This is a genomic window from Haloferula sp. A504, from assembly GCF_044385805.1.
Lineage (GTDB): Bacteria > Verrucomicrobiota > Verrucomicrobiia > Verrucomicrobiales > Akkermansiaceae > Haloferula.
Genome location: NZ_JBISBU010000002.1, coordinates 1 through 22,030, shown reverse-complemented (window position 1 = coordinate 22,030; position 22,030 = coordinate 1). Strand labels below are relative to the sequence as shown.

At 65.1% G+C, this 22,030-nt stretch carries 17 protein-coding genes; 14 read left to right on the top strand and 3 right to left on the bottom strand.

Translation table 11 applies throughout. The features are described 5' to 3' along the window. Nucleotides 1-68: 68 nt before the first annotated feature. Nucleotides 69-6,590, bottom strand: a complete 6,522-nt coding sequence (locus ACG2LG_RS01105) for an immunoglobulin domain-containing protein (protein WP_396255589.1) — start codon at nucleotides 6,588-6,590, stop codon at nucleotides 69-71. A 193-nt stretch (nucleotides 6,591-6,783) separates the two neighbouring features. On the opposite strand from ACG2LG_RS01105, the gene ACG2LG_RS01100 reads away from it, so the two are divergent. The 8 genes from ACG2LG_RS01100 (at nucleotide 6,784) to ACG2LG_RS01065 (ending at nucleotide 14,965) form a co-directional block, all read left to right on the top strand. Next, entirely contained in the window at nucleotides 6,784-7,560 is a 777-nt protein-coding gene (locus ACG2LG_RS01100) for a hypothetical protein (protein ID WP_396255587.1), read from the top strand. Between the two features lie 17 nt (nucleotides 7,561-7,577). Next, on the top strand, nucleotides 7,578-8,393 hold the full coding sequence (gene menB / locus ACG2LG_RS01095) for a 1,4-dihydroxy-2-naphthoyl-CoA synthase (RefSeq protein ID WP_396255586.1): 816 nt from the start codon (nucleotides 7,578-7,580) through the stop codon (nucleotides 8,391-8,393). A gap of 148 nt (nucleotides 8,394-8,541) precedes the next feature. Further along, nucleotides 8,542-9,681 (top strand): autotransporter domain-containing protein, encoded by a 1,140-nt coding sequence (locus ACG2LG_RS01090; protein ID WP_396255584.1) that lies wholly within the window; start codon nucleotides 8,542-8,544, stop codon nucleotides 9,679-9,681. Between the two features lie 99 nt (nucleotides 9,682-9,780). After that, nucleotides 9,781-10,656, top strand: a complete 876-nt coding sequence (gene menA, locus ACG2LG_RS01085) for a 1,4-dihydroxy-2-naphthoate octaprenyltransferase (RefSeq protein ID WP_396255582.1) — start codon at nucleotides 9,781-9,783, stop codon at nucleotides 10,654-10,656. A 117-nt stretch (nucleotides 10,657-10,773) separates the two neighbouring features. After that, nucleotides 10,774-11,733: an enolase C-terminal domain-like protein gene (locus tag ACG2LG_RS01080; protein WP_396255580.1), complete on the top strand. Its 960-nt coding sequence runs from the start codon at nucleotides 10,774-10,776 to the stop codon at nucleotides 11,731-11,733. Then, nucleotides 11,715-12,803 carry an AMP-binding protein gene (locus ACG2LG_RS01075; RefSeq protein ID WP_396255578.1) on the top strand — a complete coding sequence of 363 codons (1,089 nt, stop codon included), beginning with the start codon at nucleotides 11,715-11,717 and terminating at the stop codon, nucleotides 12,801-12,803. Before ACG2LG_RS01080 ends, ACG2LG_RS01075 begins: the two co-directional genes overlap by 19 nt. Nucleotides 12,804-12,975: 172 nt before the next feature. Further along, nucleotides 12,976-14,499: a PhoH family protein gene (locus ACG2LG_RS01070; protein WP_396255576.1), complete on the top strand. Its 1,524-nt coding sequence runs from the start codon at nucleotides 12,976-12,978 to the stop codon at nucleotides 14,497-14,499. Between the two features lie 52 nt (nucleotides 14,500-14,551). Then, nucleotides 14,552-14,965 (top strand): EF-hand domain-containing protein, encoded by a 414-nt coding sequence (locus tag ACG2LG_RS01065; protein WP_396255575.1) that lies wholly within the window; start codon nucleotides 14,552-14,554, stop codon nucleotides 14,963-14,965. Nucleotides 14,966-14,982: 17 nt separating this feature from the next. Here ACG2LG_RS01065 and upp read toward each other — a convergent pair whose 3' ends face one another. Next, a complete protein-coding gene (gene upp / locus ACG2LG_RS01060) occupies nucleotides 14,983-15,600 on the bottom strand; it encodes a uracil phosphoribosyltransferase (protein ID WP_396255573.1) in 618 nt (205 codons plus the stop codon). A gap of 98 nt (nucleotides 15,601-15,698) precedes the next feature. Between upp and ACG2LG_RS01055 the strand changes: the two genes are divergently transcribed. Both ACG2LG_RS01055 and ACG2LG_RS01050 read left to right on the top strand, forming a co-directional pair. Continuing rightward, on the top strand, nucleotides 15,699-16,766 hold the full coding sequence (locus ACG2LG_RS01055; RefSeq protein ID WP_396255571.1) for a nucleoid-associated protein: 1,068 nt from the start codon (nucleotides 15,699-15,701) through the stop codon (nucleotides 16,764-16,766). A gap of 49 nt (nucleotides 16,767-16,815) precedes the next feature. Further along, the gene (locus ACG2LG_RS01050; protein WP_396255569.1) at nucleotides 16,816-18,291 is read left to right on the top strand and encodes a sulfatase; all 1,476 of its coding nucleotides are present in this window, start codon (nucleotides 16,816-16,818) and stop codon (nucleotides 18,289-18,291) included. Nucleotides 18,292-18,485: 194 nt separating this feature from the next. Here the strand turns inward: ACG2LG_RS01050 and ACG2LG_RS01045 are convergent, their stop codons facing one another. Next, nucleotides 18,486-18,710, bottom strand: coding sequence for a hypothetical protein (locus tag ACG2LG_RS01045; protein WP_396255568.1), 225 nt, complete (start codon nucleotides 18,708-18,710; stop codon nucleotides 18,486-18,488). A 114-nt stretch (nucleotides 18,711-18,824) separates the two neighbouring features. On the opposite strand from ACG2LG_RS01045, the gene cyoE reads away from it, so the two are divergent. Genes cyoE through ACG2LG_RS01025 form a run of 4 tightly spaced genes read left to right on the top strand, consistent with a single transcriptional unit; the run spans nucleotide 18,825 to nucleotide 21,810 of the window. Next, nucleotides 18,825-19,748, top strand: coding sequence for a heme o synthase (gene cyoE / locus ACG2LG_RS01040; RefSeq protein WP_396255567.1), 924 nt, complete (start codon nucleotides 18,825-18,827; stop codon nucleotides 19,746-19,748). An 18-nt stretch (nucleotides 19,749-19,766) separates the two neighbouring features. After that, nucleotides 19,767-20,561 (top strand): hypothetical protein, encoded by a 795-nt coding sequence (locus ACG2LG_RS01035; protein ID WP_396255566.1) that lies wholly within the window; start codon nucleotides 19,767-19,769, stop codon nucleotides 20,559-20,561. Beyond that, entirely contained in the window at nucleotides 20,558-21,253 is a 696-nt protein-coding gene (locus ACG2LG_RS01030) for an SCO family protein (protein ID WP_396255564.1), read from the top strand. The genes ACG2LG_RS01035 and ACG2LG_RS01030 overlap by 4 nt, the downstream gene beginning before the upstream one ends. Continuing rightward, on the top strand, nucleotides 21,250-21,810 hold the full coding sequence (locus ACG2LG_RS01025) for a DUF420 domain-containing protein (protein WP_396255562.1): 561 nt from the start codon (nucleotides 21,250-21,252) through the stop codon (nucleotides 21,808-21,810). Before ACG2LG_RS01030 ends, ACG2LG_RS01025 begins: the two co-directional genes overlap by 4 nt. Nucleotides 21,811-22,030 lie beyond the last annotated feature (220 nt).

The following is a 22,030-nucleotide window of genomic DNA, read 5'->3' as shown; positions in this document are numbered from 1 at the left end:
TGACGGATGCTCAGCCGCAGGCAAAGGACGTAGGTTGCGCAAAACACCGGGTGCGGGGACCAGGGTAATTATCGCGTGACGGCAAGTCGCCAGAAGAGCGTGGCGGTGTCTTCGGTCGCGGGGGTGATCACGTAGCGGCGGGTCTCGGTGGTGCCGTTGTCGGTCGGGGTGCCGACTTCCGTGGCGGTCGCATCGCCGGAGAAGCTGAGGTCGGTACTGGCTTCCAGCGCGACACTCAGGCCCTGCAGGTCGGTTGGAATCTCGACTTCGACCAGGCGGTAGTTCTTGGCGGGGTCGAGGGCGAGGCCGTAGGTGCTGTTGAGCGAGGCACCCGTCGAGGTGCTGCCGGTCGACAGGGGTGCCGGGGCGGTTGCGGCGTTTCCGGGATCGGTTCCGAAGAGGAACTCGACCAGGTTGGCCCAGCCATCGCCATCCGGATCGTCGTCCTCGCCCTGCTGTCCGCCGGGCAGGCCCGCGACGAAATCCGTGAAGGGATCGGTGGGTGCGGAGCCGTCGCCCTTCAACAGGATCAGGTTGGTGGCGGGGATGCCGTTGTAGGTGGAGAAACCGCCACCCACCCAGATACCGCCGGAGGGTGCGATGGCCAGGGCCTCGACGTCGCCGTCGAAGCCGCTGCCCGGATCGAATATCGGATCCGCCGAACCGTCGGCCAGAACGCGGGCGATGCGGAGGTTCGAAGCACCGCCGAAGGTCGTAAAGGTGCCACCGAAGAGGAGAGACCCGTTACCGTCCTCGGCGAAGGCGTTGACATTACCCCCGGCGCTGAAGCTTTGCAGGAGGGTGCCACCGAGGCTGTATCGGCGCACGGCCGAACCAAAGTCCTGACTCACGAGCAGGTCGCCGTTGGGCAATTGCGTGCCAGCGCGCACGTAAAAGAAGCCGGAAACGATCGTGTTCTCCACCGCCGTGCCGCTGTTGCTGACGCGGAACAAGTGGTCGGCTGCGGTGTTGCCGGCCCAATCGAAGGTCCAGCCCCCGAGCACGAGGGTGCCGTCGCTTTGCGGGCGCACCATGGTGACCCAGGAATTGGCGCTCGAGGTGAAGCTTGGATCGTGCGCGCCCGAGCTGGTCAAGCGGACCGCATAGGCGGTGTCCGGCAGGTTGTTGTAGCTGCCGAATTCGCCGGCGACCATGATAGAGCCGCTGGCTTCCTCCCGGATATCGCGCACCTGACCGAATGCGTTGACCCCGTCGGGGGTGAAGCCGGTGTCGAGAGAGAAGTCGGCATTGAGGCGCGCGACCTGCCCACGCGAAGTGCCGTTGATGGCGGTGAAGGATCCGCCAAGGAGGAACTTGCCGTCGCTCTGCTGTGAGATCACGCGCACGGTGCCGCCGGTGGCGGAGAGGCCGGGCACGGGGACGACGCTGCCGTCCTCATTGACCACCGCAAGACCTGCGCCGGAGCTGTTTGTCCCATCGGAGATCGACGAGAAGTTGCCTCCGACCAGAGCGCTTCCACTGGTCAGCGGGAGGATGGCAAAGACGGTGCCGTTGGCCGTCGGGCCGGTCCAGTCCGGCGCGATCGCCGCCTCATTGGGCGAGATCGTGACGGTGATTGGATCGCTGTCGACAAAACCGAGCGAGTTGCTGACGCGGACCGTGTAGCTGCCCGAGTCGTCGAGGCCGGCCGGGGAGATCGTCAGAGTCGCACTGGTCTGGCCGGGGAGGATGACACTGTCGAGAAACCACTGGTAGGTGAGCGTGCTTGCGCCTGAGGCAGTGACTTCGAGGGTGAGTGGATTGCCCTCCAACTGACTGACATCGCCGGACAGGCTGAGGATCTCCGGTGCGCCGAGCACCGTCACTTGGGCGGCATCGCTGGTCTCGGTGCCGGATGTGTTGGTCAGGACGACGGTATAGCTGCCGCTGTCGGCGTCGTCCACGGAGCTGAGCGTCAGGCTGGCGGTCTGGCTGCCGGAGACACCGGGGCCGTCGACCATTTCAATGCCATTCCTGAACCACTGGTAGCTGATCGTGCTGGTCCCGAACGCGGCCACGGAGAGGGTGACCTCCTCGCCGGGATCGACCACGGTGAGGGCGGCGGGCTGGCTGGTGATGGCGAGGTTGACCGGGTCGCCATTGAGCAGGGCAAGGTAGCTCACCGGCGTGCCGTTGTAGCTGGTGAAGTTGCCGCCGGCCCAGATCTTGCCGTCGAGTCGGACCGCAAGGTCCTGGACGCTGCTGTTGAAGCCGGTGCCGGGGAGGAAGCTGGGATCGAGAGTGGCGTTGGGGAGGTAGCGAACCGGCCGCCCGGTCGGGGTGCCGCCGGCGACGACAAACTTGCCGTTGATTTGCCCGGCGACCTCGGAAGCAGAAAAGAGACTGGCGTTGCTGTCGGTGGTGCCGTCGGGATTGATCTTGAGCACCTGCCCGTTCCCGGCGAACAGGTAATCGCCGTCGGCGGCGATATCAATCGCATCGACCCGGGTGCGGCCGGTGCTGTAGCTGAAGGGCCGGCCGAGCAGGTCGGCTCCGAATTTGAAGACCTTCACAGTCGAACTGGAAGTGGTATCGACAGAGAACAGCACGCCGCCGTCGGGCAGGGCCTTGACCGCCTTGACGTCGCGGAAGGCCCCTTGGGCAAGGCGGCCTGCGTAGGTGCCATCGGCATTGGCCACGAACACGTCGTAGCCGGTCCCGGTCTGTCCGTTCCACGCGGTGAAGCGGCCGCCGAAGGCGATGCGCCCGTCGGCGAGGATGTCCACCGCGAAGGCGTTGCCATTGGTCCCGTTGGTGACGTTGGCAGCGAAGGCGGTGTCGAGCGAGCCGTCTGCATTGAGGCGGGCCATGCCGCGCAGGCTGATGCCGCCGACGGTGGAGAAGGAGCCGACGATGACCACCTTGCCATCCGGCTGCACGGCCACATCGAGCACGGAGCCGCTGCCGATCACGGGCGGGACGAAGCTGCTGTCGAGGGTGCCATCGGCGTTCACGCGGGCGACCAGGTCGATGGCCGTATTTCCGCCGACATCGGTGAAGTTGCCGACGATGACGGCCCCGCCATCCGGGGTCGAGTCGAGGGCCACGACGCTGCTGTTGAGGCCCGGACCGACATATCCCGGTGCCAGTGCGGCCGGGTCGGGAATGATGGTGAGGGAGGCGGCGGTCGAGTTGACGAAGCCGTAGTCATTGGTCAGGCGCACGCTGTAGGTGCCCTCGCTGGCTTCGACCACGCTGGCGATGTCGTAGGTCGCCGAGGTGGCACCCGGAATCTCGCTGCCGTCCTTGAACCACTGGTAAGTGAGTGCGGTTGGGCTCGTGGCCGCGACCGTGAAGCTGGCCGAAAGGCCGAGCACCGCCTGCACGGCGGCCGGCTGGCTGGTGATCTGGGGCAGGGAATCGTCATCGCGCAGGGTGACGCTCAGGGCGCCGGGAATGGCCTCCGCTCCGCTGGCCTCACTGAGGTTCAGGGTGAAGGTCTCATCGCCCTCGATGTCGGCATCATCCACCAGGCTGATAGAAAGGCTCTTCGGTGAGGAGTCGCCCGCAGCCCACGGGATGATCTGATCGACGGTGGCAAAGTCTGCCGGGCTGGTGGCGGAATCCGGACTGCTGGTCACACGCACCGAAGCGGCGTTGCCGGCATCGCCGTAGCGCACCAGTTCGACTGTGAGCGGGCCGGCATTTTCCAACACTATGGCGCTGAGCGTGGCAAAGCCGACCTCCGCACCCTCCACTAACAAGCGGACCATGCCGGGCGCAGCGGCTCCGTTCCAGGTGGTGAAATTGCCCCGCGCCAGAATGCTGCCGTCGTCGAGGACCTTGGCTTGGGTGACGTCTTCGTCCGGGCCGGAGCCGCCGGGGAAGTTATCATCGACGGAGCCATCCAGCGAGAAAAGCCCGAGGCCGGGGAGCGGCGTGGCTCCGAAGGCGGTGGGCCCGGTCACAAGGAAGCGCGAGCGGAAGGGCTCGATATTCGTGAGCGTGCCAGTGAAGCTGTGGCTGGCAAGCAGGCTGCCGTCCGAGATGTCGTGCACCGTGAGCAGGTTGCCGTGGATCGCGAGGAAACGGTCGTCATCGATTGTAAGAAGACCCGCGACGTTACTGGAGGTGGGGTAGAGCGGAAAGTTCGGATCGAAGGAACCATCCGGCAGGAGCCGACGGATGCCGCGATCCAGCGAGCCGAAACCGCCAGCCGTGTATCCGATCAGAACCGAGCCATCCGGGAGCTCGTGGACGGCATAAAGATAGCCACTGGTGCCAAAGCTGTAATCGAGGTTGAAACTGGTATCAGCGGAACCATCCTCGTTGAATCTAAAGAAGCGGGTGCCCTGATTGCTGCTTCTGATCAGCGCGTAAAGCCCTCCGTTTTCGCCGACTTTCACGCCACTGAAAAAGCTGAAGTTGGCCGTGAATTCACCGACCGGGAAAGTCCCGTCATTGAAAAACGGCACAAAGCCCGTATCGAGTGTGCCATCCGAATTGAAGCGGGCGATACGGCGGCGGCTTTCGCCGTTGATGACCGTGAAATCGCCAAGTGCGATGAACTTGCCGTCCGGCAGCGGCAGTAGCCCGAGCCCACCGCTGTTGGCATTGGTCGTGATCAGCGGCCAGGCGGTTCCCGGCGTGCCGTCGCTGGCGTGGGGAGTGACGGTGTAGCCCGTAGCGAAGTTGCCGGTGATGGTGAGGAAGCTGCCGTCGGCGGAGAAAACCGTGGAGGTGCTGAAGTTCAGGCTCGGCGCGGAGAATGCCGGATCCGGCAGCGCCTTGGGCGGGATCACAGTGAGAGCTGCGGCACTGCTGGTGACGCTCACTCCGCTGGCGGTGACTTCGACGCCGTAGTTGGCGGCGTCCGCAGCACTCGCAGCGACAATCGTGTAGCTGATGCCAGTCGCCCCAGGGATGATGTCGCCATTCTTCAGCCATTGGAAAGTCACCGGGCTGGCGCTGCTCACTCCGACGGTGAAGGTGGCGCTGGAGCCTTCCCTCACCTCAAGCGCGAGCGGCTGAGCGGTGATGGTCGGGCCAGCCTCGTCGTCGACCAGGGTGATCACCGCTGGATTGGCACCCGAGACGGGCGCTCCGGAGGCATTGCTGAGGCTGACGGAGAAGCTCTTGTCGCCGTCGGTCGAGCCGTTGTCGATGAGTGGGATGGCGAGGTATCTTGTGCCGGTCTCGCCAGCCGCCCAGCTCAGGGTGCCGTTGGTGGTGGTGAAGTCCACCCCGGCGAGGGCGCTGCCCGCGATCGTGGCGAGGTCGACGGTCGCCCCTCCGGCGGCGGGCCCGACGCGCGTCACCCCGAGATAGAGCGTGCCCGCACTTTCGACAACCGAGACTGCGGCATTCTCCAAGCGCAGGGCATCGCTGACCGGGTCGCCATCGAAGCGCACGAGTTTCACCGCAGGGGTGCCCTCGACATGGTCGAAAAATCCGCCCGCATAGATTGACCCGTCAGGCGCGGTGGTGGCGAGGTTGAAGGAGGGCGAGGTGGTCCAGTTCACCCAGCTGGCGGTGGGCGTGAAGCTTGGATCGACGGAGCCGTCCGCGAGGATGCGGCCGAGCGTTGCGCCGCTGCGGTAAATGAAGCGTCCCGCGGTATCGATTTCCAAAGGCTGGGCCTGGAAGGCACCCAATCCCATGGCGAGGTTGAAACTATTGTCGATGCTGCCATCGGCAAAGACGCGGTAAGCCACCGTGGGGTTGAAATCGACCAGTCCGGTCACCGTGATGCGCCCCTGGGTGTCCAGGTCGACACTGTTCCAGCGGGCTTCCGGCAGATCGGGGGCAAAGGAAAAGTCGCGGCTGCCATCCGGGAAGAGACGGGCGAATACCTGAACCGGCAAACCGGCGCCGGAGATCTCGCCGACCACATAGTAGTTCCCGGCGGCATCGCGCCCGACCTGGTAAATCACAATGCTGACCGAGCTGGAAAAGCCCGGTGAAATTCCGAAGTCCACCGGGTCGAGGACGAAGCCGGTATCGAGCGAGCCGTCGGCATTGAGGCGGGCGATACCTTGGCGTTGGGTGAAGAAGCCTTCGCCCTGGTTCTGGATACCACGGAAGCCGCCGCCGACGACAATCTTGTCGTCGGGGTCAATGATGAGGTGGTTGATGTAGTTCAGACCGTTGAAGCTTCCGATGGTGCCGGCGCTCTGGAAACTGCCGTCCGCGGTGCCGTCGGCATGGATCCGCACGATGCTGCGCGAGACGACGTTGGTGGTGCCGTCATTCATGCCCGTCATCACCCCGCCGGCGATGATCTTGCCGTCGGACTGGCGGCCCAGGGCCATCACCTCCGGCCAGCCGCTGCCGACAAAGACGATGCCCTCGCCTTCCCCGTCAGGATCGTCATCGGCGAAGTAGTCATCGGCCACGCTGCCGTCCGGGTTGAGGCGGAGGAGGGGGGCCTGCAGGTTGTCCGGGGCCTCCAGCGTGGTCGCCATTTCGTTGGAGCCGACGAGGATGGAGCCGTCCGGCAGCACGAGCAGCGAGGCGACACTCCCGAAGTCGTTCTCGGTGTTGCGGTAGAGCGCCGAGGCAAAGGTACTATCCACGGTGTCGGGCGCGGCGTGGAGGGAGTGGTTGAGAAAGGTGGCGGTGGCGGCGAGAACGAGGGTTCTTGGGAGCATGGGAGCGAATTTTGACCGGAGATTCCTAGCGGAGAAATCGGGGTTGTCTAGTTCGGGAATGGGTCGGAATCGACCCGGCGCCGGCCGAAGCAGGATCAGTGCCTGATCCGCGCAAAATCCGCAAGAGGTGGGGCGTTCCGAGAGTCGCCCGGTTCTTGCCTCACCCCCCCTTTGATGCCGACACTCCCGGGCGATGAAGGGAACGATCTGGTGCCTGCACGGGGCGGTGGGAATGTCGGAGGACTGGCGCGGATTCTCGGTGCCGGGCTGGGCGGTGAAGCGGGTCGACCTGTGGCGATTCCTGGATTGCTGCCCGATGGGGATGCCGGAGTTCGGGAAGGCGTTGAACGAGGAAGCGGCGGCGACGGACGGGCGGAAGGTCTTGCTGGGTTACTCGATGGGCGGGCGGTTGGCGCTGCACGCGCTGCTTGCAGATTGCGGCGGGCCGCCGCAATCATCGCCTGCCCCGGGCCGGGGCAGTCACCTCTGGGATGCGGCGGCGATCGTGTCGGCGCATCCGGGACTGCCGGATGAGGAAGAGAGGAAGGCGCGCCGCGCGCGCGACGCGGAGTGGGCGGCCCGGGCCCTCAAGGGCGATTGGCAGGATTTCCTGACGGAGTGGAACAGCCAGGCGGTGTTGGAGGGTTTCAGATCTCGGATTTCAGATCTCGGATTGAAGTTTGCCGACCGTGGGAGACTGGAGATGAGGCGGCAGGCCGTGGCGCGGAGTTTCATGGACTGGTCGCTGGGGACGCAGGAGGCGATGCGGGACCGGCTTGGGGAGATCGCTTGTCCGCTGCTGTGGGTGGCGGGTGAGAGGGATGAGAAGTTCCGGGCGATCGCCGAGGAAGTCGGAGAGTTCGGGCGATTCGAGGCGTCCATCGTGGCCGGTTCCGGGCACCGCGTGCCGTGGGAGAGCGCAGAGTTTCCGGCGAAGGTGGGGGAATTCCTTGAGCGTGCCGTTTCCTGATACAGACTGCGCCCGCCATGTGGACCGCCGTTCGCGAATTCGAGGACATCCGTTACGAAACGACGGATGAGGGACAGATCGCCAAGATCACGATCAACCGTCCGGAGGTGCGCAATGCGTTCCGCCCTCAGACGGTGAAGGAAATGCTCATCGCCCTCGAACTGGCGCACGAGGATCCCGAGGTCGGGGTGGTGATCCTGACGGGCGAGGGCGAGAAGGCCTTCTGCTCGGGCGGCGACCAGAAGGTGCGCGGACATGCCGGCTACGTGGGAGACGATGGCGTGCCTCGCCTGAACATCCTCGACGTGCAGAAGAAGATCCGCCAGATGCCGAAGCCGGTGGTCGCCATGGTCGCCGGCTACGCGATCGGGGGCGGCCACGTGCTCCACGTCGTTTGTGACCTGTCGATCGCCGCCGACAATGCCCGCTTCGGCCAGACCGGTCCCAAGGTCGGTTCCTTTGACGGAGGTCTCGGCTCCAGCTATCTGGCGCGGATCGTGGGCCAGAAAAAGGCTCGCGAAATCTGGTATCTGTGCCGTCAGTACGACGCCCAGCAGGCGCTTGAGATGGGGCTGGTCAACACCGTCGTTCCCTTGGAGAGGCTCGAGGAGGAAACCCTGCACTGGTGCCGCGAGATGCTCGCCCATTCGCCGATGGCGCTGCGCTGCCTGAAGGCCTGCATGAACGCCGACTGCGACGGTCAGATGGGACTGCTCGACCTCGCCGGCAATGCGACCTTGCTCTACTACATGAGCGAGGAGGCGAAGGAGGGCAAGAACGCCTTCATTGAGAAGCGGAAGCCCGACTTCTCGAAGTTTCCCCGAGTGCCTTGAGGCCGGGTTGGCATGGGATCTCCGGGGCGCTTCGCGAGGTGCCCATTCGGGTTTCACCTTGATCTGACGCCTCGACTATTGCTATAGTCGGAATGGGTGTGATCTGTTAGATGCATTCTCACCCGGAAACCAGAACCAACCCAGAACCATGAGAACCATCCACTTGATTACGGTGCTTATTCTTTTCGGCGGGGCTCCTCCGGCGATTTCGCAAACCAGAGGATTGGAGTCGGGGCCGAGCGCCCGGGCCGCCACGAGGGCGTCTTCCCTGACCACCACGCGCGTCAATACGCGGGAAGTTGGCGATCGCTTCTTCCGCGAGCGGGCCGGGATCCCGAATCACGAAACGACCACCTCGACGCCGGCCCCTCCGCCCAGCGCCAAGGGTGGCATGGCCAAGGGCGGTATGCCGAAGAGCCCGATCATCACGACGCAGCCGGCCCTGTGGGAGGTTTGGGGTTCGCTCTACTATTACACCGAGGACATCGACGGGCAGAACATCGTGCCTCCTCCGGGAACCAACTTCCGGGCGATCTTGATCGGTGAAACCGAGTTCGATCTGTTCGGCGGCACGATCGGGGTCGAGCGGCGCTTCGGTCCCAACTGGGCGCTCGGCCTGGCGCTCGGAGCCTCTTCAGGCGAGGTCGACAGCACGGTGGGCGGCATCCTCCTGAACTCGGCCGATGTCGACGCCTACGCCGTCATGCCCTATGTCTCGTATCAGCGGGAAAACGCCCTCTGGGGCGGATACTATTGGGCGGATCTGATGTATGCCTACAATGACATCTCCTACGATCTTCAAAGGAACAACTTCGGTCTTCTGGCATCCGCATCGCCGGACGGGCACACGCACTCGCTGGACTTCAACACCGGCCTCACCTTCAAGGGCGGTAGCGTTCACCACGGACCGTATGCGGGACTGCGCTGGGTCGACGGCAGCGTCGATGCCTACACCGAGTTCGGCCCTGGCGGTGGAGCGATCTTCCCGTCGCAGGACCTGGAGTCGCTGGTCTCGACCCTCGGCTACAGCATTTCGGTGCCGATCGTGGTGAGCGGTGGTGTCCTGGTTCCCCAGGCCAAGGTCGCTTGGGAGCACGAGTTCGAGGACAATGCCGGTGCCGTATTCGGGCTGCCGCTCGGTACGGTTGACGAGGACTTCGCCGTGGTCGGCGTTGGCCTCGGCTTCTACGGGCGAAACGGCTGGAACGGGGTGATCGAGTACGAAGCCCGGATCGGCAGCGACGTCGAGGGTCACTACATCGGCGCCAAGGTCGGCAAGGAATTCTGATCGCGCGGCCTGTCCATTGAATCCTGCGGCCGCTCCGGCATTCGTCCGGAGCGGTCGTTTTTTCTTTGTTGGCGGCGACGCCCGCGCATTGCTTGGGGCGTGCTTCGCGCCTTCCTGTTGGCCACCCGCCCGAAAACGCTGCCCGCCGCCGTGGTGCCGGTGTGGGCCGGCACGGTGCTGGCGTGGCGGCTGGAGGGTCGGTGGAGCCTGACGCTGGCGCTGCTGACCCTTGTCGGCGCGCTGGCCATCCAGATCGCGACGAATTTCTTCAACGACGCGATCGATCACCGCAAGGGAGCCGACACCGGGAATCGCACCGGTCCGACGCGGGTGACGGCGAGCGGCCTGATGAGTCCCCGGGCGGTGATGGCGTGGGGGAGCGGCTTTCTCGGATTGGCGGCGGTTTGCGGGCTGCTGCTTTTCCGCGAAGCCGGCTGGCCGATCGTGATGATCGGTCTGCCCTCGCTCTTTCTCGCCTACGGCTACACCGGGGGTCCCTTTCCGCTCGCCTACCGTGGGATGGGGGAGTTGTTCGTGATCGTGTTCTTCGGTTTCGTGGCGGTCGCCGGCACGGTGTTCGTCCAACTCGGCGAGTGGCGGGTCGAGGCCCTGCTGCTCGGTGCGCAGATCGGCCTGCTGTCGGCTGTGCTGATCTCGATCAACAACCTGCGCGACCGCGTGGAAGACGCCGGGACCGGCAAGCACACCCTGGCGGTGCGCTGGGGGCCGAAGGCGGCGCGCCTGACGATCTGGGGCGAAATCAAGCTCGCCGGCCTGCTGGGAATCGGGTGGGTGTTCCTCGGGCAGCCGTGGCTTTTCCTGGCGACCCTGCCGCTGTGGACGCTGGGTCTGCGGATTTCCTGGGGGGGCCTGGCCCTCGATGAAGGCCCGGCCATGAACCGCCTACTGGCGATGGCGGGCGTGCAGTTGGTGGCTTTCGCGGGCATGTTTCACCTGGTGGCGGTGGTCTGGTGATGGAGCGCCGATGATGAAATCGGCATCTTCAGGACCGGGAAAGATGCCGATTCCATAATCGGCGCTCCATGTGGGTTTGGCGGTTGATCGGTGGCCTTGCGCGGGTGAGCTTCGGGCGTGGCCGAGGAGCTGTGGTACTGGAAATACAAGCTGACGGCGCGTCAGCCGGTGAACGCGACGACCACGCGGCGGACCTACGAAGGCGTGCTGCTGCGGATCGACGACGGCTTCGCCTGCCTGCACCCGTGGCCGGAACTCGGGGATCCAACCTTGCAGCGCTGCCTCGATGACCTGCGGGGGGCGCGACGCTGGCCCATCGTGCGGCGGGCGATCCGTTGTGCGCAGGAAGACGCGAACGCCCGCTTCATCGGCGACGAGCTTCTCGACGAGATCGACGTGCCGGACAGTCACGCCACCCTTCCCTGGCACGACGAGCGGATCGTCGAGAGTGCGGTGGCAAAAGGCTTCGCCCAGCTGAAGATGAAGGTCGGACGGGATCTTCCCACGGAGGCCGCCTTCCTCATCGAGATGGGCGACAAGTTTCCCCAGACCCGCTGGCGGCTTGACTTCAACGAGGTGACGACGGCGGAGCAGGCCCGCGATTTCCTTCTCGGGCTTCCCGAGGCGCTGCGGGCGCGGCTGGATTTCGTCGAGGACCCCTGTCCGTATGCCGAGGACGTGTGGAAGGCCTTGAGCCGTGAGACGCGCACCATCCTCGCGGTCGATCGCGAGGCGGCGCCGCTGTCGACGGCGGCCGGAGTGGTCGTCGTGAAGCCGGCGGTCGATGAACCCTGGCTGTTGGCCGAGGCGGCGGCGGGACAGGGCCAGCAGGTGGTGGTGACCAGTTACATGGAGCATCCCGTGGGGCAGTGTTTCGCGGCTTGGGAGGCCGCGAAGCTGAACGTCCAGTTTCCGGGCCTGGTCGGCATCTGCGGGCTGCAGACCCACCACATCTTCACGCCCTGCGACTTTGCCGAGCGTCTTGGTCGGTGGTCGCCGCACTTCAAGTCGCCGGGTGGGACGGGCCTCGGCTTCGATGATCTTCTGGAGCGTTTGCCATGGAAACGACTCGACTGATCGATCCGGCATTCTGGGCCTCCGGGGATCCCGCTTTTCCCGGTGCCGGGGCACCGACGTGGGTCGCGGAATCGCCCGGGCTCGTCTGGTTCCGGACCTCGGGTTCGACCGGAACCCCCCGCTGGATCGGCCACGACCGCGAAGGACTCCTGCTTTCGGCGGCGGTGGTGAACCGCCACCTGGGGGTCACGGATTCGGATGTCTGGGGTCTTGCGCTGCCGCTCCGGCATGTCGGCGGATTCGGGGTGGTGGCCCGGGCTTTCGAGAGCGGGGCGCGCCTGGTGGCATTTCCGCAGGGCTGGGAGCCGCGGTCCTTCGTGGAGTGGCTCGAGGACGCCGGGGTGAACCACCTGTCCCTGGTCCCGACCCAGATCCACGACCTTGTCGGGGCCGGCCTGCGTGCGCCGGACACGCTGCGCACGCTTGTCGTCGGCGGGGGGGCGCTGGCGGAGGTGGACGGGATGCGGGCCCGGCAGCTGGGCTGGCCGGTGTTGCCGAGTTACGGGCTGACCGAGGCTGCGTCGCAGGTCGCCACCGCTCCCATCGAAGTACTAGAAAAGCCGTATTCATCCGGGCCCCTGCCCGTGCTTCCGCACTGGCAGGTGGCCTGCGACGGGGAGGGGCGGATTTCCATCCGCGGCCGGTCCCTGTTTGTGGCGGAGGCGCTGGAGTCCGCCGGAGGCGTTCAGTTCATCGACTGCGGTGACGGGTGGTATCCGACCGGTGACCGGGGACGGCTGGGCGAGGCGGGTCTCGAATTGGCCGGGCGCGTCGACTTCTTGGTCAAGGTGCTCGGAGAATTGGTCGACCCGGTGGCGGTCGAGCGGAAGATCGGGCTCCGGAATGCGGCGGTGGTGGCGGTGCCCGACGCGCGTCGCCAGCACCTCCTGGTGCTCGTGGTGGAAGGGGAGGCGCCGGAAGCCGCCGGGGCGGTCTCCGACCACAATGCGAGTGCAAAAGGTCCGGAGCGAGTGGACGGCCCGGTCTCGATCCCGAAGTTTCCACGCAGCGAACTCGGAAAGGTCCGGCGGGCCGAGTTGTCGAGCGAAGTTGCGCGACAGCTTCGTTGAATCGGCCATTTGGGGATTGCCTCAAGGGCCCCGTTCGTATTACTTCGGATAACTTGATAATTTCAGGTTCAGAGTTTCCGCCCTGTTGCGGACTGACGGAGGCCCGGAGTGGCCTGGGGATCCGCCCCGAAATGTCCGTCCCTTTCCGTTTCTTCCCACCCCACCCTTACTGATGATCGAGCGCGTCGACGACTCTCAAGCCAAGCTGTTCGAAGAAAAGACACCCACGACTGCTGAAAAGACGTCCAAGGCGGGTTCCCGGAAACGGGCCACGGCCCTGGAGTTCGGATTGCGGGCGCCGTCGCAGGTCGTGAAGAACTTCGTGCTCGACACCAATGTGTTGATTCACGACCCGAGCTGCCTCAACCGCTTCCAGGAGCACCACATCTGCATTCCCGTCGACGTGCTCGCCGAACTGGACCGTTTCAAGAGCGAGCAGTCGGAGCGGGGGGCGAATGCGCGACGGGTTCACCGGCGGCTGACCGAGCTTTTCTCCAGTTCCTCGGCGATCACGGCGGGGGTGCCCACGGAGGGTGGGGGGACGCTGCGGATGGTCATCTACGATCCGGCGAGTTGCCCGAAGAATTCCCAGGCGCTCGACCGCTTCCACCGGATCTTTCCCGACCGCGAAAGGGTCGACCACCGGATCATGGCGGCGGCGTTGTTGATCATGCAGAACAACCAGGCCCCGGTGACCTTGGTGACGAAGGACATCAATCTCCAGCTCAAGGCGCGGGCGGTCGGCATCGACTGCGAGGACTACCTCAACGACAAGGTCGACCCACGGGAGGTGACGAGCTACGATATCCGCCGTATTCCCGTCGACGCGAGTGAGATGCAGCGCTTCGCCAGCTCGGGTGAACTGGTTGTGCCCCACGAGCGTCGTCCCGAGGTGGTGCTCAACCAGTATGTGTTGCTGGAGGCCTCCGAGAAGCAGACGATGCCCGCGCGCCTCGCGAGCGAGGGCCGGTTGGTGCGCCTGCAGATTCCCGAGTCCCTGAAGATCCCCGGAGGGATCGCGCTCAAGCCGCTCAACCTCGGCCAGCGCTGCCTGATCGACGCCTTGCTCAATCCGGAGATCAGTCTGGTGACCTGCTTCGGTCATGCGGGCACCGGCAAGACCCTGGTGGCCGTCGCCGCGGGGCTTCACGAGATGTTCGCCCGCAAGTACAACGGCCTGACCGTCAGCCGCCCGGTGGTGGCGATGGGCGAGCAGCTTGGCTTTCTGCCAGGCACCCTCGAGGAAAAGATGCGTCCGTGGCTCCAGCCGATCCACGACGCCCTCGACCTCCTGATGCGACCGCTGAAATCGACCGGGCCGCGGCGCAAGCAGAAGCCGACCCCGGAACCGAGCACGGCCAAGCCGTATGAGGCGCTCCTCGAGCAGGGGATCATCGAGATCGAGGCCCTGGCCTACATCCGGGGGCGTTCGATCCCGAACCGCTTCTTCGTCCTCGACGAGGCCCAGCAGTTGACGCCGCAGGAGGCGAAAACGGTGGTCACCCGCATGTCGCGCGACTCGAAGCTGGTGCTGGTCGGCGATCCGGCGCAGATCGACAACCCCTACGTCGACAGCCGCAGCAACGGCCTCGTCTACACCCGCAACCGGCTCAAGGGTCAGCCCTTTGTCGCTCATGTGCCGCTGAACCGCGGCGAGCGCTCCGAGCTGGCCGAGGCCGGGGCGACGCTGATGTGAGAAGTAGAAAGAAATCGACGGCGATGGCGCCGTTGGTTAGGAGACTTTCATCATGAAACTCATTCCAGCCGCCATTCCCGCCGTTCTGCTCGCCGCCTGCGCTTCGACCGCTCCGCTCACGCCCGAGCAGGCATTCAAGCGTGCGGACGCTGACGGGGATGGGCTGCTTGCCCGGAACGAGGCGACCGACATCATGATCGCCACCAGGTTCAAGGCCCTGGATTCCAACGGCGACGGAAAGGTCAGTGAAGCCGAATTCATCGCCGGTGGCGGCACCGCGGAGAAGTTCAAGGCCCTCGATCCGGCCGGGGCTGGAGAAGTCTCGCTTGCCGAGGCGCAGTCGAACCCAGCCGCCGTCGAGCACATGGCCGTGCCCTTCGACGAGGCCGATGTGAACAAGAACGGCTCGATCACGCTCGACGAATTCCTGGCTTACCAGGCAAGTGTCGACGCGGCCGTGCGCTGAGTCGCCGAGCGGCCGGATCACGTCCCGAAAATCCGGTCCCCGGCGTCGCCGAGACCGGGGAGGATGTAGCCCTTGCCGTTGAGGCAGCGGTCGAGGGCCGCGGTGAAGATCGGCACATCCGGGTGCGCCTGTTCCAGGGTGGCCACACCCTCCGGGGCGGCGACGAGGCAGGCGAAGATCAGGTTCCGGGCACCGGCCTCGCGGAGCCGGGTGATGGCCTCGGCCGCCGAGCCGCCGGTGGCCAGCATCGGGTCGAGGACGAGCACGTCGGCCTCGGGCAGTTCCGGCGGGGTCTTGAAATAGTAGGGTTCGGGGCGCAGCGTTTCCTCGTTGCGGGCGAGGCCGATGTGGGCGGTCGAGGCCTCCGGCAGGAGATCGAGAAAGCCGTCGAAGAAGCCGATGCCGGCCCGCAGGATGGGAGCGAGCACGATGGGCCGCACGAGCCTCGCGCCGCTGGTGACCTCGAGGGGGGTCTCACAAGGGACCGGTTCGGTTTCGAGGTTCTCCGTTACGGCGGGGACCATCAGCGAGGCGATCCGGCGGACGTGCGTCCTGAAGGCGTGGGGCGGGCAGGATCGATCCCGCAGGCAGGTGAGCTCCGACTGGATCAGCGGATGATCGACGACCTTCAGCATGACCCAAGGCTGCGCCTTGCAGTGCCAAGTGAGAAGTTCCAAGTGCCAAGGGGTGACTTGGGCATTGCGCGGCGCGCGGAAGCGGCTACCCAAGCGCCGTGAATCTGCATTTGGATTTTGAGAACGCGGGCATCGTGGGACTGGTGCTGGCCAAGGTCGGCAACCCGTCGCGGGAGGAACCGCTGCAGACATCGAAGCAGCTGTTCGCCGTTTCGGACGAGGACCAGCAGCTGCTCACGCCGATCTTCCTCAAGCCGTTCCGCAACCTGATCGGCCATCGCTTCGACCACCACGCCTCGCTCGAGCAGCACGAGATGAACGGCTGCGCGGCGGCGGTGTTCAAGGACGACAAGGCGTTGCTGGACAAGGGCCGCGAGATCGCCCAGCGGCTGTATTCGAAGTCCAACCACCCGAACATCAAGTCGGGGGACCTCTGCGTGAGCCTGATCGAGGGGATCGCCTGCGAAGGGGAAAGGAAGCGGGCGATCTGCATCCTGAAGTCCGAGAGCGTCACCCCGTTTCTGAGTATCTCGACCCGGGGCGACGACCTCGAGCTGCACACCGAGCAAGGGATCAACCCCGAGCGGATCGACAAGGGCTGCCTGATTCTCGAGCACTTCGGGGCGAAGGGTTTCTATGTGCTGACCTTCGACCGGGCCGGCGCCGAATCGCGCTTCTGGGTCCGGGATTTTCTCGGGGTCGTGCCGATTTCCGATCCGTCGCTGGTGAGCCGCCGGGTGGCGGAAATGGCGGTCAACGCGGTGGCCGGGGGCGATCCCGGCGACGGGGACGACGCACCGGCCCCGTGGGAGCGGAAGAAGGCGGCGCAGGACGCGCTGGGCTATTTCAAGGGCAACAAGAACTTCAGCCTCGCCGCGTTCGAGGAGCAGGCGCTGCGCACGCCGGAGGCACGGGCCCGCTTCGCCGAAGAGCGGCGCCTGGCCGAGGAGGACGAGGGCCTGAAGATCGAGGACGGCTTTGCGATCGCCAAGCGCGAGGCGGCCAAGGCGCGCAAGTTGATGGCGACCGTGATGCGCCTGGACACCGGCGTGGAGCTGAAGATCAAGCCGAAGGCCCTGGATGCCGCCGAGCCGGTCATCGAGAAAGGCTACGACGAGGATCGGGGTATGAAGTTCGTGAAGGTCTACTACCGCAGCGAGTTCTAGTCCCCACCACCCACCCCCTGTTTCCGTGTTCCGTATTCATCGCCACCGCGTGGGGGCCCTCCCCGGCCTCATCTTTTTCCTGAGTGTTCTGCCCGCACTCCCCGGACCGCCCAACGTCGTCCTGTTGATGGGCGACGATCACGGTTGGGAAGAGGTGGGCTACAACGGGCATCCGCTGCTCAAGACGCCGACCTTGGACAAGATGGCCGCCGAAGGGCTGAGGATGGATCGGTTCTATTCGGCGCATCCTTCCTGCTCGCCGACCCGGGGCAGCGTGCTGACCGGTCGCCACCCCAACCGCTACGGCACTTTTCACCCCGGCTGCTCACTGCGACCGGAGGAGATCTCGGTGGCTTCGCTGTTGAAGAAGGCTGGCTACGCGACGGCGCATTTCGGCAAATGGCATGTCGGACCGGTGAAGGCGTCGTCGCCGACCAACCCGGGCGCGATGGGCTTCGACGAGTGGCTGTCGCACGACAACTTTTTCGAACTCGATCCGGTGCTGTCGCGAAACGGGGGTGAGCCGAAGCGCTACGAGGGCGAGGGTTCGGAGGTGATCGTTGATGAGGCGATCCGTTTCATCGATCGATCCGTGAAAACCGAGGATCCATTCCTGGTGGTGATCTGGTTCGGATCCCCCCACGAGCCGTATCAGGCGCTGGAGGAGGATCTGGCCCTCTACGAGGAACTGCCGGATGATTTTCCGGAGCGCGAGGTGGCACTGACCTCGAATGAAACCGGCAAGCGGGTGAAGCGGCCGCTGAAGGAGGTGATCCGTGAGCGCTTCGCCGAGATCACCGCGATGGACCGTGCCATCGGCAAGCTGCGCGATCACCTCAAGAGCGAGGGCCTGCATGAGGACACCATCCTCTGGTACTGCGGTGACAACGGGATCCCGCCCAGCGGCCTGGTCGAGTCGCGCTTCCGGGCGCTGAAGGGCAGCATCTACGAGGGCGGCACCCGGGTTCCCGGGGTGATCGAGTGGCCGGCCCGCATCAAGCAACCGCAGGTGAGCAAGGTGAATGCCGTGACCAGCGACATGCTGCCAACCCTTTGCGAGCTGGCGGGCGTGCCGCTTCCGGAGCGTCCGCTCGATGGCATCAGTCTCGTCCCGATGCTCGACGGCACCATGAAGGAGCGAGGGAAGCCCATTTGTTTCTGGGACTTTCGCGGCGCCAAGCGGGACAACTCCGAACCCTACATCGACCCCGAACTGCAGAAGGGGACGACGCCGCTGGTCAAGCTCATGGGTGGCAAGCCGACCCGCGACTTCGCCAATTCCCGCTTCAGCGAGATCCGGGACGGCGATTTCGCCGGGGCCCGGGCGATCCTCGACGGGCGCTACAAGCTCTTCATCGGCGGCGGCCGGGAGGGCGAGGCGGAATTGTATGACCTCGTGAAGGATCCCGGCGAGCGGTCCGATCTCGCCAAGGGGAAGCCCGAGTTGGCGGGGAAGCTCCGGGCACAGCTGACGGAATGGCAGGAGTCGGTTCTCGGCAGCCTGCTGGGAGAGGACTATCCCTGAGTGGCGATCTTATGCGATCCCTGAGAGTCGACCTGACGATTGCAGGTGACGAAAGATTTAACCGCCAAGACGCCAAGGTCGCAAAGGTAGAGAATCTTAAGATCCCATCGGTTGAGCTTGGCATTCTTGGTCCCGCGGGCGCGGGAGCGGTGAATCCAATATTGCCAGGCCCTCCGCCGTTGGCTCGCGCGATATCAGCTCTCCTGATTCCGGGTCAGCATCTTCCATAGCCATTCGTCTGCCTCTTCGTGCGAGTGGAACTTGAAGACTCCTTTCGGCAGCCCTCCGTTTCCAAATGCGCGTCTCCATGCCTCGGCATCAGCCTTGAGATGCGCTTGCGGATCAAGTGCATCGACCGGAGGCCGCCGGCGTCCGACGGTCTTGCCGGGCGTTTCCTCGAGGTTGATCGGCGTTTCCACGAGGGGAAGTGTAGCAGCTCCCTCCGGAGAAGCGAGGAGGGATGCCGTGGAGAGTAGCGGCTGAAAATTTGTGCGTGCGCGCGGAGCAGGGAGGGGCATGGTCGGGCCGACGCGATGAGCGAGGAGCCAACCGCCGAGCCGGTCGAAACCGCCGAGGTCCCGAATCCGGGACTTCGCAAGGACCTCATGGTTCTCATGAAGGTGCGGCTCAATGTGTTCGTGCTGCTGACCACCTTCTTCGGCTTCCTGCTGGCCTCGAAGGGCGGGGCGTTCGATCTGATGCTGCTGGTCCACACCCTGGTCGGCACGGCGCTCGCGGCCTTCGGGTCGGCGGCCTTCAACCAGTTGATGGAAGTCGATCTCGATGCGCGGATGCGCCGCACCGCCGATCGACCGCTGCCGTCGCGACGGATGGACCCCTTGTTCGCCTTCGGCGTCGGCTGGATCTTGTCGGCGGCGGGCATCATCCACCTTTCGGTCAAGGTCGGCCCGCTGCCGGCGATCCTCGCGGCGGTGACGGTCGCGATCTACGTCTTCATCTACACGCCGCTCAAGCGCTACAGCACGACCAACACGCTGGTCGGGGCGATTCCCGGGGCGATCCCGCCGGTGATGGGGTGGACGGCGGTGCCGGGCCACGGCCTCGACTGGGTGGCGCTTTTCCTGTTTGCGCTGCTGTTCCTGTGGCAGCTGCCGCATTTCGTCGCGATCTCCTGGCTGTGCCGGGAGGAATACGAGCAGGCCGGCTACCAGATGTGGAGCAATGGCGATGTCGAGGGGCGGCGCAGCGGGTTGCTGAGCGCGGTGTTCTCGCTGGTGCTGGCGGCGCTTCCCGTGTGGCCGTGGCTGGCGGGCTGGACGCCCGGAATCCCCGGGCATGTGGCGCTTGGCGGAGGGGTTTTGCTCGGCCTTCTGATGGCCGCGCTTTCCGGTCGCTTCATGCGCGACGGCGAGCGGGGGTCCTTCCGGAAATTGTTTCTCTTCACACTGCTCTACCTGCCGCTGGAGCTCGGATTGCTTGCCTTCGCATGGGGCTAGTCTAGGTTCCGCCGCCCGATGAGATACGCCGCCCAAGACCTCGAACCCGCCGTGCGCGACCCAAAGAAGTTGCGCCGCACGGCCTTGATTCTGGTCGGGATCATGGTGTTCGGATCGATCGGCGTGCTGATCGCCTACAACCGCAAGGCGGAGAAGCTTGCCGAGGACGACCGGCCCGCGTTCATCACCCGCCTGCGGACCGACAAGCACGACTTCAAGCTCTGGCGTCAGGACGAGAGCGAAGCGAGCCTGCTCGACCTCGCCGGTGATGTCTTCGTGATCGCGCCGGTGGTCTTCGAGCAGCCGGAAGGTTGGCGGGAGACGCGCCGGGTGCTCCTCGACCTCAAGGAACGCTATGGCGACCGCGACGATTTCCATCTGGTCACGATCACCCTCGATCCGGAGAACGAGCCTCCGGCCGAACTGGCCAGGCATGCCGACGAACTCGGAGCCGAGCTTCCCTTCTGGTGGCTGGCGGGAGCGCGCGAGGAAAGCGTGCACAAGTACTTCAAGAACGTCCTCCAGGCCGGCATCATGCCCGAGAAAAGTGACGGCAAGTGGAACTACGACACGTCCATCATCGTGGTCGACCGCGACCGTCACGTGCGGCAGCCGACGGTTCGGGCCCGCAAGCCGAACGGCCGTGAGCTGAACTACCGGAATCCGGTGCGCCTCGACTTCGAGGAAGCGGCCGAATGGGACGCCGAAGGCCGGTCGGAAGGTCTGGACAAAACCAATGTCGAGACGATGGAAGAGATGCTCATCGACACGATCGACGAACTGCTCGCCACTCCCGCCGAGGATCCGACATGAAATCCAAAGTTGTTGCCATCTATGCCTTTGTAGTCGTCGCCTCGGTGGCGATGGTCGCCTTTTTCATCAAGGTCGCCGGCACCGTTCCGGAAACGCCCGTTGCCATCGACGTCGGTCGCGAGGTGCCCGAGACCCTGTTTCCGATCGAGGCCGATCTGGAGATGACGCGCCAGGACGGTGAGCCGGTCAGGCTGAGCGATCTGAAAGGCAAGGTGACCGTGCTGGCACAGTTCTTCGCCGTCTGCCCGAAATGCGCGATCCGCAACGGCCGCGACCTGCTGGAACTCTACGAGACTTTCGGCGACGATCCCGATTTCCGGATGCTTTGCATCTCGGTGGATCCGGACACCGACGGCGTCGAGGAACTGGCGGCCTACGCCGAGACCCTCGGGGCGGATGCCTCGAACTGGTGGTTCACGAGAACGGATGACCAGGCCGAGATCCACCGCTTCCTCGAGGAGGAGCTGCGGTTCTTCAAGATCCGCGAGCGGACCGACGAGGTGGACATCGCCTCGAACGGCCGTTACGCGCACGACCTCGACCTGCTCTTGATCGACAAGGAGATGAACGTGGCCGGCAAGTACCCGCTGGCGAGTGCGGCCTCGGAGGAGGGACGCAAGGTGGACGCGACCCGCTACGAGCGCGAGAAGCACGAACTCTACGAGCGCATCCGCAAGGAACTCGGAAAATGAGCGAGCGCGAGAAATGGCTGGCGCGGCCGGCGAAGGAGGAACTCGCGGCGAAGCTGCGCGTGGTGGCGTGGATCGTTTCGGCGGCCGTCCTGCTGCTGGTCGGTGTGATGCAGCGGGTGCGGCTGGACCTTCCCAAGGGCTGGGATACTTCCATGCTGCCGCCATTTCACGCCACGGTGAATGCGCTCGGTGCCGTGGTGCTGATCGCGGCCTTCGTCTTCATCAAGCAGGGCAAGGTGGCGCTGCACCGGGCGGCGATGATGTTCGCGATGGTGCTCTCGGTGCTCTTCCTCTTCTCCTACGTCGCCTACCACCTGACCAACGACCCGACCCGCTATCCCGAGGACGGGCCGATGCGGGGTTTTTACCTGGTCTTGCTGCTGACCCACATCCTCACCGCGGCGGTCAGCTTTCCCTTCATCCTCTTCACCTTCGTCGCGGCGTGGACGAACCGCTTTGCGGCGCATCGCAAGCTGGCCCGCTGGGTCTTTCCGCTGTGGCTCTACGTCGCGGTGACCGGTCCGGTCTGCTACTGGATGCTGCGGCCGTATTATTGAGGGAGTGCCGCTCTCCAAGCGCCATGCCGGGGCGTGGCGACCTCCAGGTCGCGGTGGTGGGAGGTCTTCCAGGTTCGGATTTGAACCGGGAGGGTAGGGCCTGCCTTCCAACGCGGCAGGAATGCCGCCATGCCCCGGTATGGCGCTTGGAAAGCGCCACTCGTGCGCGTGCACCTACATGAAACCAACCAGTGAGAGTCTGAGTCCTCCCGAGACGAGC

Coding starts and splice junctions, on each gene's coding strand:
- ACG2LG_RS01105 (WP_396255589.1), bottom strand. CDS start 6,590: ATGCTCCCAAGAACCCTCGTTCTCGCCGCCACCGCCACCTTTCTCAAC.
- ACG2LG_RS01100 (WP_396255587.1), top strand. CDS start 6,784: ATGAAGGGAACGATCTGGTGCCTGCACGGGGCGGTGGGAATGTCGGAG.
- menB (WP_396255586.1), top strand. CDS start 7,578: ATGTGGACCGCCGTTCGCGAATTCGAGGACATCCGTTACGAAACGACG.
- ACG2LG_RS01090 (WP_396255584.1), top strand. CDS start 8,542: ATGAGAACCATCCACTTGATTACGGTGCTTATTCTTTTCGGCGGGGCT.
- ACG2LG_RS01075 (WP_396255578.1), top strand. CDS start 11,715: ATGGAAACGACTCGACTGATCGATCCGGCATTCTGGGCCTCCGGGGAT.
- ACG2LG_RS01070 (WP_396255576.1), top strand. CDS start 12,976: ATGATCGAGCGCGTCGACGACTCTCAAGCCAAGCTGTTCGAAGAAAAG.
- ACG2LG_RS01065 (WP_396255575.1), top strand. CDS start 14,552: ATGAAACTCATTCCAGCCGCCATTCCCGCCGTTCTGCTCGCCGCCTGC.
- upp (WP_396255573.1), bottom strand. CDS start 15,600: ATGCTGAAGGTCGTCGATCATCCGCTGATCCAGTCGGAGCTCACCTGC.
- cyoE (WP_396255567.1), top strand. CDS start 18,825: ATGAGCGAGGAGCCAACCGCCGAGCCGGTCGAAACCGCCGAGGTCCCG.
- ACG2LG_RS01035 (WP_396255566.1), top strand. CDS start 19,767: ATGAGATACGCCGCCCAAGACCTCGAACCCGCCGTGCGCGACCCAAAG.
- ACG2LG_RS01030 (WP_396255564.1), top strand. CDS start 20,558: ATGAAATCCAAAGTTGTTGCCATCTATGCCTTTGTAGTCGTCGCCTCG.
- ACG2LG_RS01025 (WP_396255562.1), top strand. CDS start 21,250: ATGAGCGAGCGCGAGAAATGGCTGGCGCGGCCGGCGAAGGAGGAACTC.